The sequence below is a fragment of the Novosphingopyxis sp. YJ-S2-01 genome, from assembly GCF_016093175.1.
GTDB lineage: Bacteria > Pseudomonadota > Alphaproteobacteria > Sphingomonadales > Sphingomonadaceae > Novosphingopyxis > Novosphingopyxis iocasae.
The window spans coordinates 495,260-507,033 of record NZ_JAEDAI010000001.1 but is presented as its reverse complement, the minus strand read 5'-3'; the positions used below and the strand labels follow the sequence as shown (position 1 = coordinate 507,033).

Below are 11,774 nucleotides of genomic sequence, written 5' to 3'. Positions count from 1 at the left end.
CGGCACGAACGGACATGGGTGCGGCAGACGCACCGAACACGGAGACAATCATGGCAGGCTCGGTCAACAAGGTCATTCTCGTCGGCAATCTGGGTGCCGATCCGGAGGTGAAGACCTTCCAGAATGGCGGGCGCATCTGCAATCTGCGCATCGCGACGTCGGAAAACTGGAAGGACCGCCAGACGGGCGAACGGCGCGAGCGGACCGAGTGGCACACGGTGACGATCAAGTCCGACGGCCTGGTCGGCGTGGCCGAGCGCTTCCTGCGCAAGGGCTCCAAGATCTACGTCGAAGGCCAGCTGCAGACCCGCAAATGGCAGGACCAGTCCGGTAACGATCGCTACTCGACCGAGGTGGTGCTGAGCGGCCCCGGCGCGGTGATGACCATGCTCGACGGCGCATCGGGCGGTTCCGGCGGCGGCGGTGGCGGCGGCGGAAACTATGGCGGCGGTGGCGGCAATTATGGCGGCGGCGGGTCCGGTGGCGGATCGGGCGGCGGCTGGAACCAGGGCGGCGGCGGAAGCGGCGGCTCGGGTGGCGGATCCGGCGGCGGTGGCGGCTGGAACCAGGGCGGCGATTTCGCCGACGATCTGGACGACGAAGTGCCGTTCTGAGACGCGTTCATCATAGCGAACGAGACCGAAAGCCCCGCCCGAAAAGCGGGGCTTTTGCTTTGCATAGCTATTCAGGGTCGAAAGCCGGGAGCCTTCGGCCCATTTCGCGCGCTGTAACGCCAGCGGGTGCGGCCGGACCGGGAGAGCCGCCGCATGAGCCCGCTTTAGCCAAGGATTTAGTCTATGACCGCCAGCGATCCCGGCGCGGGTAAGCGCGCTCTCGTTCTTTTCGCCCTCGCTCTGGGCGGGTTTGCGATCGGCTCGACCGAATTTTCGGCGATGAGCCTCTTGCCTTTCTACGCGCGCGAACTGGGTCTGAGCGAGCCCGTCGCTGCCCATGCGATCAGCGCCTATGCCTTGGGCGTGGTGGCGGGCGCGCCGCTGCTCGCCTTTCTCGGCGCGGGGCTGCCGCGCCGACGGCTGCTCGTGGGGCTGATGATCGCCATTGCGGCGGGCAACGCGCTCACCGTCTGGGCGCCCACTTATGGCTGGCTGCTCGCCTCCCGCTTCGTCAGCGGCCTGCCGCACGGCGCCTATTTCGGCGTCGCCGCACTGATGGCGGCCTCCGTCATGCCGGACAAGCGCGCCCAATCGGTGGCGCTGGTGATGCTCGGCCTGACGCTTGCCACCATCATCGGCTCTCCGGCGGCGAACTTCATCGGCCTCACCATCGGCTGGCGCTGGGGATTTGCCATCGTGGTCGTCCTCGCGCTGCTGACCGCGCTGTCGGTGCAACTGTTCGCGCCGCTTCAGCGTCCGGAAAACGGCCGCGATCCGAAGAGCGAGCTGTCCGCGCTCGGCAACACGCAGGTTTGGCTGACGCTGGGTGCCGGGGCGATCGGTTTCGGCGGGATGTTCGCGGTCTACAGCTTCATCGCGCCGTTGATGACCGAAGGCATGGGCGTTTCGCCTGACATGGTCCCCGTCATTCTCGTCGTGTTCGGCATCGGCATGACGGTGGGCAATCTGGGCGCGGGCTGGCTGGCGGACCGGGCGATGAAGCGCACCGCGATCGGCCTGCTCGTCTGGAGCGCGATCGTGCTGGCCGCGCTGCCGCTGATGACCGGCAATCTGCTGCTGCTCGGCATCGGCTGCTTCGCCATCGCGCTGGGCGGCGGCCTCGGCCCGGTGCTGCAGACGCGGCTGATGGATGTGGCGGGAGAGGCGCAGACGCTCGCCGCCTCCTTGCACCACGCCGCGTTCAACGCCGCCAATGCGCTGGGGCCGTTCCTGGCGGGCGCGGCGATCAGCGCGGGTTACGGCTGGACCGCGCCGGGCTGGGTGGGCAGCCTCCTCGCGATCGGCGGCCTCGCCATCCTGCTTGTCTCCTTCTGGCTCGAGCGGCGGCGTGCGACGCCCGATATCCCCGCGGAGCTATGTTCGGCGGAGTAGGCGCGCCGATGCGCCCGTGATAACGCATCCGGCATGACCGCCATTGCTTCCATCGCCGCCGTCGTTCTGATCCTGCTGGCCATCGTCCTCGTCGGGGGCTCCGCCATCCGCAGGCCGAGCGCGGGCGGCGTTGGGGCGCCGAAGACGTTCGATCGCAACGTCATCGTGATCGGCGCGGGTTCGGCAGGCCTCACCGCCGCCTATCTTGCGGCCAAGGCGGGGGCCACGGTCTCTCTGGTCGAAGCGCGGGAGATGGGCGGCGATTGCCTCAACACCGGCTGCGTGCCCAGCAAGGCGCTGATCCGCAGCGCGCGCGCCGCCGCTGCGATGCGCGAGGCGGCGGAACACGGCCTGACCGCCGCCGATCCGCATCCCGATTTCGCGCGCGTCATGGCGCGGGTAGGGCAGGTGATTCGGGACATCGCGCCGCATGACAGCGTGGAGACGTTCACCGGCTACGGCGTGGACGTGGTCCGCGGCTATGCGCGCTTCGTGGACCCGTGGACGGTGGAGATCGCGCTGAACGCAGGCGGCACGCAGCGCCTTACCGCCCGCCATTTCGTGGTCGCGACCGGGTCCGAGCCGGTGGTGCCGGCGATCGAGGGCATCGAGGACAGCGGTTATCTGACCAGCGAGACGCTGTGGGACGCGATGGGCGAGCAGGCGCTGGTGCCCGAACGGTTCGTCATCATCGGCGGCGGGCCGATCGGCTGCGAACTGGCGCAGAGCTTCCAGCGGCTGGGATCGCAGGTGACGCTGGTCGAGCAGTCGGACCGGCTGATGGGGCAGGAAGACGCCGATGCCGCGGCGCTGCTGCGCGAGGCGCTGGAAGCGGACGGCGTGCGCGTGCTGACGGGGCATGAGGCGAAGCGGTTCGCGCTGGACGGCGAAGGCCGCCACCTCATCGCCAAGGGGCCGGATGGCGAGACGCGGCTGGGTTACGACGCGCTGCTGATCGGCATCGGCCGCAAGGCGCGTCTGTCGGGCTATGGTCTGGAAGACATCGGCGTCGATACGGATCGCACGATCGTCACCGACGGGCGGCTGTCCAGTTCGCTACCGCACATCTTCGCCGCGGGCGATGTGGCGGGGCCGTTCCAGTTCACCCATGCCGCGGGCTATCAGGGGCTGAAAGCGGGTTACAGCGCGCTATTCGCCCCGCTCTACAGCCCGAAAGCTGCCGATCCGGTGATGCCGCGTGCCACCTATACCTCGCCCGAAGTGGCGAGCGTGGGGCTCAACGAGGCCAGCGCGAAGGGCAAGGGCGTGGCCTATGAAGTGACCTGCTTCGCAATGGCCGAGCTGGAACGCGCGGTGGCCGAGGGCGAGACAACGGGCTTCGTCAAAGTGCTGACCAAGCCGGGCAAGGACGAAATTCTGGGTGCGGTGGTCGTCGGCTCGCACGCCGCGGAGATCCTGACGAGCTTCACCTTGGCCATGACTCACGGCCTGACGCTGACGAAGCTGATGGAGACGATCTATCCCTATCCCAGCTGGGCCGAGGCGGCGAAGCTGGCGGCGCAGGAGCATGGGCTGGCGCATGTTTCGGACAAGCTGATCGCGGTGGCGAGCCGCTATCTGCGCTGGCAGCGGGGGTAGCGCGGCCCGCCTCGGATTCGCATTGCCGTCATTGCGAGCGCAGCGAAGCAATCCAGGGCCCCGCAGCACCACGTCTTGCGCCAATGGGCCCTAGATTGCCGCGTCGCTTCGCTCCTCGCAATGACGGAATTGGAGCCTCAGCTCTTGCCCTTGCCTTCCAGCATCGCCTTCAGGCCGGACAAAGCGCCTTTCGGCTCCACCTCATCCTCGCCGATCACACCGGCTTCGGCCAGTGCTTCCGCCGCGCCGTCGCTGCGTGGATAGGGATCGAGCGCCAGGCCGAAACTCTGCGCCGCGGCTTCGCCCAGATCGACGGTGCGGCCGTCGTGGAACAGCGAATCGAGTTCGTTCTCGTCCAGCTCCACCTCTTCTTCCGGATCGCCGCCTTTGGGCACCGGCACGAACAGCAGTTCGATCGGCTCGTCGATAGTGAAGGGTACGGGATCGCCCGTGGCGATACAGGCCTGCGTGCCTATGGCGGCGAGTCCACCGGTCACGCGCACCACATCACCCTCTCGCACCGCCTCCAGATCGGCGGTGAGCGTATCGAGCGCCAGGCAATCGAACCGCGCGGCCAGCGCCGAACGCTCCGCCTCATCGGCTTCGAGAGCGGCTTCATACGGCCGCGACCCCAGTTCGCCGAATTTGACGGGATGGCTGAATTCAGGCGGCGTTTCGGGGTCTACCATGGTGCCCTCCCGCTCAGCAGCGCCTCGGTTTTCAGCTCGACAAGGCTGGCGGCATGCGCGCGCATTTCCTTTTCGACATGGGCGACGCCCGCGTCCGGCGCGGCCTCTTCCCGGAAGATGTTGCGGCGGATGGCCGCGTCCAGCGTGATTTCTCCGCCGAACGCGCGGCGATAGGCGCCCAGACGCCCGCCCAGCGCGCTCATCATCTTGCCCATATGCTTGCCCACGCTGACATCGCCGATGCCCAGCTGGCGCAGCTGCCCGTCCATGTCCTGCACGAACAGTTCGGTCAGCCACACGCTTTCCTGCCGCGCCTCCTCTTCCGGCTCCAGCCGGAGCAGCACGAGCGAAAGCAGCGCGGCGATCATGTCGAAGCGGCCGTCCATCGTATCGGGCACCGCGCCCGCTTCATACCAATGCGGCTCGCGCGCGCGGGCGACGACCTGATCGTAGAGCGGCTGCATGGCGGTGGCGGGATCGGCTTTCCGCCCGAACATCCGCTGGATCAGTCCCATCTGACGTTGCGTTCCCATATCGTGTCGGCTCAGGTTCAAAGGATGGCGCGGCGCGGTTCATCGCGCGCTCATTCGCCCGTCCATATTGCTATCGGCCGCGCGAGATGCAATGGCGGCGAACGCTGCCATGTCTCATGACGCCCGCTACTCGGGCCGGACCATATCGGAGTATCCATGTCCGCCAATATCCAATCCCTGCTGAAGCTAAGTGCTCTTGGCGCGCTCGTTCTGGGGGTGTCAGCCTGCGGCCAGTTGCAGGCGCATCGCGGCTATATCTTCGATCCGGTGCTGTCGAGCTCGGTCGCCGCCGGGGTCGATAACAAGGCGAGCGTGCAGGGCACGCTGGGCGATCCCACCTTCAAGAGCCAGTTCGGCGATGAAGAATGGTATTATGTCTCGCGTAATACCCGCCAGCTCGCCTTTGCCGAGCCGCGCCCGACCGAGCAGACCATCCTCCACATCACCTTCGATTCCGCGGGTAATGTCAGCGAGGTCGATCGCATCGGGCTGGAGCAGGTTGCCGACATCAACCCGGTGGGCGACAAGACGCCGACCCGCGGGCGCGAGCGTAGTTTCTTCCAGGAGCTGTTCGGTAATATCGGCGCAGTGGGCGCACCGGGCGTTCCGGGCGGCGCAGGGCCGAGCAACGATCCCACTAATCCGGGCGGCTAAGGCTGGACGCGCGGCGCAGGCGTAGCGAACCGATCGCCGTCTAACGCATCGCCCTGTCCACAACGCACATCGTCGCTCCAGCGAAGGCTGGAGCCTATCCCGTTTCTCGAACGCGAACCACGCGTGTCAAAAGCGCTGCGCCTAGGCGTTGATCCTGCGCTGAACCGGACCTTCTTTCCGGTCTGATAGGCGTGATGGGCTCCAGCCTTCGCTGGAGCGACGGGGGTTGGGTTCGATAGGTCGGTTGTCGAGCGAGCGACGCGGCACGGAGCTCCCAAGCGTCCGCGCCGCTTGCCCCCAAACGCTTACTCCACCGTACCGGCAGCCGCGAGCACGGCCAGCGTCACCAGTTCGGACGCGGTCGAGCTCATCGTGGCGATCTGCACCGGCTTCTCGATGCCCAGCAGCATCGGGCCGATGGTGCGGTCTCCGCCCAGTTCGCGCAGGATCTTGGCGCTTAAGTTTGCCGATTGCAGACCGGGCATGATCAGCACATTGGCCGGCTCCGACAGGCGCATGAAGGGATAGTTCTTCATGAGCTCCGGGTTCAGCGCCACGTCCGGCGGCATCTCGCCTTCATATTCGAAGGTGGCGCCGCGCTGGTCCAGCAGCGTGATCGCGCCGCGGATATTGTCCAGCCACTTGCCCTCCGGATTGCCAAAGGTGGAATAGCTGAGGAAGGCGACGCGCGGTTCCTGGCCCATGCGCTTGGCCACCTTGGCGGTTTGCTCGGCGATATGCGCCAGCATCTCCGGGGTCGGCCGTTCGTTCACCGTGGTGTCGGCAATGAACACGGTGTGGCTTTTGCCCACCATGACGTGAATGCCGAAGGGATGCGCGCCCGGCGTGGGATCGAGCACGCGGCGGACCTCGCGCAGCGACTGGCTATAGGTGCGCGTGGTGCCCGTGATCATTGCATCGGCCTGGCCCAGCTTCAGCAGCGCCGAGCCGAAGATGTTGCGATCCCGGTTCACCATGCGCTGCACGTCGCGACGCAGATAGCCGCGCCGCTGGAGCCGCTCGTACAGCATCTCCACCATCGCGCCGACATGGGGGGAGGAGACGCTGTTGTGGATCTCGAAACTGCCCGGATTGTCGACGCCCATCTTGTGGAGCATGTCGACCACCGCCTTGTCGCGGCCCACCAGCACCGGCACGCCGTAGCCGCCGTCGCGGAACTGGATGGCGGCCCGCAGCACCACCTCCTCCTCCGCCTCAGCAAAGATCACGCGCTTGGGCTCCTCGCGCGCATTCTCGTACACCTGCGTCAGCACCGAAATGGTGGGGTTGAGGCGCGCACGCAGCGAGCGGCGATAGGCGTCCATATCCTCAATCGGTTTCTGCGCGACGCCCGAATCCATCGCCGCTTGCGCCACGGCGGAGGCGACCACTTCCATCAGGCGCGGATCGAACGGGGCGGGGATGATATAGTCGCGCCCGAATTTGTGGGCATGGCCGCCATAGGCATCGGCCACTTCCTCCGGCACCCGCTCACGCGCCAGTTCGGCGATGGCATGAGCGGCGGCGATCTTCATATCCTCGTTGATCGTCGTGGCGCGCACATCCAGCGCGCCGCGGAAGATGAACGGGAAGCCCAGCACATTGTTGACCTGGTTGGGATAATCGGACCGGCCGGTGGCGATGATCGCCTGCGGGCGCACTTCGCGCGCCAGTTCGGGCAGGATTTCGGGATCGGGATTGGCCATGGCGAAGATGATCGGGTCTTCGGCCATCCGGTCGACCATCTCGGGCTTCAGCGCGCCGCCGGCGGACAGGCCCAGGAACACGTCCGCGCCTTCCAGCGCTTCGGCCAAAGTGCGCGCATCGGTTTTCACCGCATGGGCCGATTTCCACTGGTCCATCTTCGCGGTGCGGCCCTGATAGATCGGCCCGTCGCGATCGCACATGATGACATGGTCGTGCGGCACGCCCATCGCCTTGATCAGCTCGGTGCAGGCGATGGCCGCCGCGCCCGCGCCGTTGCAGACCATCTTGATATCCTTCAGCTTGCGCCCCGTCAGCATGCAGGCGTTGATGAGGCCTGCCGCCGCGATGATCGCGGTGCCGTGCTGATCGTCATGGAAGACGGGGATGTTCATCCGCTCGCGCAGCGTCTGCTCGATGATGAAGCATTCGGGCGCGGCGATGTCTTCCAGATTGATGCCGCCGAAGCTGGGTTCCATCAGCTCCACCGCCTCGATGAAGCGGTCCGCATCCTCGGTCTTGATCTCGATATCGATCGAATCGACGTCGGCGAAGCGCTTGAACAGCACCGCCTTGCCTTCCATCACCGGCTTCGACGCCAGCGCGCCCAGATTGCCGAGGCCGAGGATCGCGGTGCCGTTGGAAATGACGGCCACCAGATTGCCCTTCGCGGTCAGTTCATAAGCCTTGCCCGGGTCTTCGGCGATTGCCTTCACCGGCACGGCGACGCCGGGCGAATAGGCAAGGCTGAGGTCGCGCTGCGTGGCGACGGGCTTGGACGCGATGATCTCGATCTTGCCGGGGCGCCCCTGGCTGTGGAAGTTCAGCGCCTCGCGGTCTGAAAACTGGATCACGCTGTCGCTCATGTCGGGCCCTTTCTGATTGCAGCAACGGCCTAGACGCTAGGGCGAGGCGGTACAACGGGGGTAAGCCGCTAATTTCGCCTGCCGCGCGGTGCCTCTGCATGGATCGCTGGCGATGCCGCCGCGCCTTCGCTATCGAGCGCGCCATGGCCGGACCCACCCCGATGATGGAGCAATATCATGCGCTGAAGGCGCGCGCGGGCGATTGCCTGCTGTTCTATCGCATGGGCGATTTCTTCGAGCTGTTCTTCGAGGATGCGAAGGCCGCCGCCGAGACGCTGGACATCGCGCTCACCTCGCGCGGGAGCAGCGAGGGCGAACCGATCCCGATGTGCGGCGTGCCGGTGCACAGCGCGGACGCCTATCTGGCGCGGCTGATCAAGGCCGGCCACCGCGTCGCCATCGCCGAGCAGACCGAAACGCCGGAACAGGCCAAGAAGCGCGCGAAAGAAGAGGGCCGCGGTTCCAAGGCGCTGGTGGCGCGCGAGATCGTGCGCTTCGTCACCGCGGGCACGTTGACCGAGGACAGCCTGCTCGATGCGCGCAGCGACAATATGCTCGTGGCGCTGGCCGAAGCGAACGGCCAGATCGGCATCGCCGCGGCGGACATATCGAGCGGCCGGTTCGAGCTGATGGCGTGCCACCGCGCCTCGTTGGAGACCGAACTGGCGCGGCTGCGGCCCAGCGAGATCGTCTGTTCGGGCCGCCTCGACGGCGCGCCGGCCGGCAGCATCGCCCACAATCCGGGCGCGTTCGACAGCGAGAGCGGGGCGAAGCGGCTGCGCGAGCTGTATGGCGTCGCGACGCTCGATGGCCTGGGCGATTTCGGGCGGGCGGAGCTGGCCGCCGCCGGGGGCCTCGTCGCCTATCTGACGCACAGCGCACAAGGGGCTGCGCTGCCCTATCTCGCGCCGCCGCGGGCACAGCGCGACAGCGATCATCTGGGGCTCGACCAGGCGACGCGCGAGAGTTTGGAAATCGTCGCGGCGCAGGGCGGCGGGCGGCGTGGCAGCCTGCTGCACGATGTCGACCGCACGCTAACGGGGGCGGGCGCGCGGCTGCTCGCGCGCGATCTTGCCGCGCCGCTGACGGACCGCGCGGCGATCGAGAACCGGCTGGCGCTGGTCGCCTGGGCGCATGACACGGTTTCGGTCCGCACTGCGCTGCGCGAAGCCTTGCGCGCGCTGCCCGATATCGCCCGCGCGCTGGGCCGCGTGACGGCGGGGCGCGGGAGCCCGCGCGATCTGGGGCAGATTCGCGACGGGCTGCATGGCGCGCATCTGCTCAAATCCCGACTGGAAAAGACCGAGGGCCGCCCGCCGCTGCTGGACGACTTGATCCCCGCGCTGGGCGGGCATGGCGATCTGGCCGATCTGCTCGCCCGCGCGCTCGTCCCCTCGCCGCCGACCGAGACCGCGCAGGGCGGTTATATCGCCGCCGGGTTCGATGCGGGGCTGGACGATCTGCGCGAAACCGCGAGCGGTGGGCGCCGCGCCATCGCCGCGCTGGAGGCCGATTATCGCGAGGCGACGGGCATTCCGGCGCTGAAGATCAAGCACAACAATGTGCTCGGCTATTTCGTCGAGGTGCCGGCGAAGCATGGCGACAAGCTGATGGCGGAGGACAGCGGCTTCACCCACCGCCAGACGCTGGCGGGCGCGGTGCGGTTCAACTCCAGCGCGCTGCACGAACAGGCCGCGCGCATCGTCGACGCGGGGGCCCGCGCGCAGGCCGCCGAGGCCGCGCATCTGGAAACGCTGATCGAGGAAACGGCGGCGCGGCGAGACGCAATCGCCGCGGCGGCGGATGCGCTCGCCCGGCTCGATGTCGCCGCCGCGCTCGCCGAACGCGCCGCCGCCAGCGGCTGGTGTCGCCCGGCTTTTGCCGATCACGCCTGTTTCGAGGTGGTCGGCGGACGTCATCCGGTGGTGGAAAGCGCGCTGGCCGCATCGGGCGAGCGGTTCGTCGCCAATGATTGCGGGCTGGGGCCGGACGAGCGTTTGTGGCTCGTCTCGGGCCCCAATATGGGCGGCAAGTCCACCTTTCTGCGCCAGAACGCGCTCATCGTGCTGCTGGCGCAGGCGGGCAGCTTCGTGCCCGCATCCTCGGCCCGCCTCGGCATCGTCGATCGGCTATTCAGCCGCGTCGGCGCTTCGGACAATCTGGCGCGCGGCCGCTCCACCTTCATGGTCGAGATGGTCGAGACCGCCGCGATCCTGAGCCAGGCTACCGAAAACAGCTTCGTCATCCTGGACGAGGTCGGGCGCGGAACGTCCACCTATGACGGGCTCGCGCTCGCCTGGTCGGTCGTGGAGGCGATTCACGAAACGAATCGCTGCCGCTGCCTGTTCGCCACCCATTATCATGAGCTGACGCGCCTCGCCGATACGCTGGACGCGCTCAGCCTGCGCCATGTCCGCGCGCGCGAGTGGAAGGGCGAGCTGGTACTGCTCCACGAACTCGCCGCCGGGCCGGCCGATCGCAGCTACGGCCTTGCCGTCGCCAAGCTCGCCGGCCTGCCGCCGCCGGTGCTGGCGCGCGCGAAGGCGGTGCTGGACAAGCTGGAAAAGGGCCGCGCGGAAACCGGCGGGCTGGCCGCGGGGCTGGGCGACCTGCCGCTCTTCGCCGCCGCGGTGGAGGCGGAGGAGGAACAGTGCGATACCCTGCGCGAAGCCTTGCGCGATCTGGACGTCGACGCGCTCTCCCCGCGCGAGGCGCTGGAGAAGCTTTACGAACTGAAGCGCGAGGCGGGGGAGTAGAGCGCGGGGGTGCGCTTCCCGGCCTACAGCACGACGTCATTGCGAGCGAAGCGAAGCAATCCAGGGCGGGCGCAGCGCTGCATCCGCCCTGGATTGCTTCGGCCTGCGGCCTCGCAATGACGGCGGTTTGTGGACGCGGGAGCAGCGCCTATTCGTGGAAGTGGACGAGGTCCGAAAGCGGTGCGCGGTCGGTGATCGCCTTGGTGCTGGGATGGTCCTCGTCCGGATAACCGAAGCTCAGGCCGAAGGTGCAGGCCAGCCCCTCGTCCACGCCCAGTTCGCGTTTCACCACATTGGAATAATGGCCAAGCGCCCCTTGCGCGCAGCTGCCCATGCCGTTCGCCGCAAGCGCCAGCATCAGCGTCTGCGCATACATGCCGATATCCGCCGCGCCGTGCAGGCCGAAGGCGGGGGGCATGAAGAACCATGCGGCGTGCGGCGCATCGAAGAAGCGGTAATTGCGCAGGAAACTTTCCTCGCGCGCTTTCTTGTCGTGGCGGCCCACGCCGGTGGCCTCGAACAGCGCCACCGCCGCGCCGATGCGCCGTTCCTTGTAGATGCCGACATAGGGGTCTTCGCGGTGCCCCGCGTCCGGATCGGCATCGCCCGCGCGCACGGCGGCGATCAGCTTTTCCTCGATCTGGCGGAGCCGATCGCCGGAGACGACATGGGTGATCCAGGGCTGCGCGTTGCAATTGCTGGGCGCGGTGCCGGCGATGCGGAAAATATGTTCCAGAAGCTCCTGCGGGATCGGATCGGGCTTGAACGCACGCACCGAACGGCGGGATTTGGCGATGGTTTCGAAGGCGGCGGGAAGATCGGTCATGGGCTCGGTATGCGGATCGGCGGGCGCGCTCGCAAGAGTGGAAGAAGGACGGCCCTTCGACAGGCTCAGGGCGAACGGTGCTTTGCCGCACTGCTTACCTACCTCCGTTCGTGCTGAGCTTGTCGAAGCACCGTGTCACTT

At 67.4% G+C, this 11,774-nt stretch carries 9 protein-coding genes; 5 read left to right on the top strand and 4 right to left on the bottom strand.

The genetic code is table 11. From position 1 onward, the window contains the following. The first annotated feature begins 50 nt into the window (after positions 1–50). From ssb to I6A82_RS02385, 3 genes are all read left to right on the top strand, one after another. Positions 51–614: a single-stranded DNA-binding protein gene (gene ssb, locus I6A82_RS02395; protein WP_198093578.1), complete on the top strand. Its 564-nt coding sequence runs from the start codon at positions 51–53 to the stop codon at positions 612–614. Between the two features lie 183 nt (positions 615–797). Then, complete coding sequence (locus I6A82_RS02390; protein ID WP_198093577.1) at positions 798–2,006, top strand: MFS transporter; 1,209 nt, start codon at positions 798–800, stop codon at positions 2,004–2,006. Positions 2,007–2,039: 33 nt separating this feature from the next. Beyond that, complete coding sequence (locus tag I6A82_RS02385; protein WP_198093576.1) at positions 2,040–3,605, top strand: dihydrolipoyl dehydrogenase family protein; 1,566 nt, start codon at positions 2,040–2,042, stop codon at positions 3,603–3,605. Positions 3,606–3,742: 137 nt separating this feature from the next. On the opposite strand, the gene I6A82_RS02380 is transcribed toward I6A82_RS02385, so the two are convergent. Together I6A82_RS02380 and I6A82_RS02375 are read right to left on the bottom strand one after the other, a co-directional pair. After that, a complete protein-coding gene (locus I6A82_RS02380) occupies positions 3,743–4,294 on the bottom strand; it encodes a YceD family protein (protein ID WP_198093575.1) in 552 nt (183 codons plus the stop codon). Then, positions 4,288–4,827, bottom strand: coding sequence for a ubiquinol-cytochrome C chaperone family protein (locus tag I6A82_RS02375; RefSeq protein WP_232343226.1), 540 nt, complete (start codon positions 4,825–4,827; stop codon positions 4,288–4,290). The genes I6A82_RS02380 and I6A82_RS02375 overlap by 7 nt, the downstream gene beginning before the upstream one ends. Before the next feature lie 156 nt (positions 4,828–4,983). Between I6A82_RS02375 and I6A82_RS02370 the strand changes: the two genes are divergently transcribed. Then, positions 4,984–5,481, top strand: a complete 498-nt coding sequence (locus I6A82_RS02370; protein ID WP_187334868.1) for an outer membrane protein assembly factor BamE — start codon at positions 4,984–4,986, stop codon at positions 5,479–5,481. A 305-nt stretch (positions 5,482–5,786) separates the two neighbouring features. Here the strand turns inward: I6A82_RS02370 and I6A82_RS02365 are convergent, their stop codons facing one another. Continuing rightward, complete coding sequence (locus I6A82_RS02365; protein ID WP_198093574.1) at positions 5,787–8,051, bottom strand: NADP-dependent malic enzyme; 2,265 nt, start codon at positions 8,049–8,051, stop codon at positions 5,787–5,789. Positions 8,052–8,194: 143 nt separating this feature from the next. Between I6A82_RS02365 and mutS the strand changes: the two genes are divergently transcribed. After that, complete coding sequence (mutS, locus tag I6A82_RS02360) at positions 8,195–10,807, top strand: DNA mismatch repair protein MutS (protein ID WP_232343224.1); 2,613 nt, start codon at positions 8,195–8,197, stop codon at positions 10,805–10,807. Positions 10,808–10,955: 148 nt separating this feature from the next. On the opposite strand, the gene I6A82_RS02355 is transcribed toward mutS, so the two are convergent. Next, the gene (locus tag I6A82_RS02355) at positions 10,956–11,633 is read right to left on the bottom strand and encodes a nitroreductase (RefSeq protein ID WP_198093573.1); all 678 of its coding nucleotides are present in this window, start codon (positions 11,631–11,633) and stop codon (positions 10,956–10,958) included. Between the last annotated feature and the right edge of the window lie 141 nt (positions 11,634–11,774).

What these genes read in the sequence shown, in the direction of transcription:
- I6A82_RS02365 (WP_198093574.1), bottom strand. Translation starts at nt 8,051, where the DNA reads ATGAGCGACAGCGTGATCCAGTTTTCAGACCGCGAGGCGCTGAACTTC.
- I6A82_RS02375 (WP_232343226.1), bottom strand. Translation starts at nt 4,827, where the DNA reads ATGGGAACGCAACGTCAGATGGGACTGATCCAGCGGATGTTCGGGCGG.
- I6A82_RS02355 (WP_198093573.1), bottom strand. Translation starts at nt 11,633, where the DNA reads ATGACCGATCTTCCCGCCGCCTTCGAAACCATCGCCAAATCCCGCCGT.
- I6A82_RS02380 (WP_198093575.1), bottom strand. Translation starts at nt 4,294, where the DNA reads ATGGTAGACCCCGAAACGCCGCCTGAATTCAGCCATCCCGTCAAATTC.
- I6A82_RS02390 (WP_198093577.1), top strand. Translation starts at nt 798, where the DNA reads ATGACCGCCAGCGATCCCGGCGCGGGTAAGCGCGCTCTCGTTCTTTTC.
- I6A82_RS02385 (WP_198093576.1), top strand. Translation starts at nt 2,040, where the DNA reads ATGACCGCCATTGCTTCCATCGCCGCCGTCGTTCTGATCCTGCTGGCC.
- mutS (WP_232343224.1), top strand. Translation starts at nt 8,195, where the DNA reads ATGGCCGGACCCACCCCGATGATGGAGCAATATCATGCGCTGAAGGCG.
- ssb (WP_198093578.1), top strand. Translation starts at nt 51, where the DNA reads ATGGCAGGCTCGGTCAACAAGGTCATTCTCGTCGGCAATCTGGGTGCC.
- I6A82_RS02370 (WP_187334868.1), top strand. Translation starts at nt 4,984, where the DNA reads ATGTCCGCCAATATCCAATCCCTGCTGAAGCTAAGTGCTCTTGGCGCG.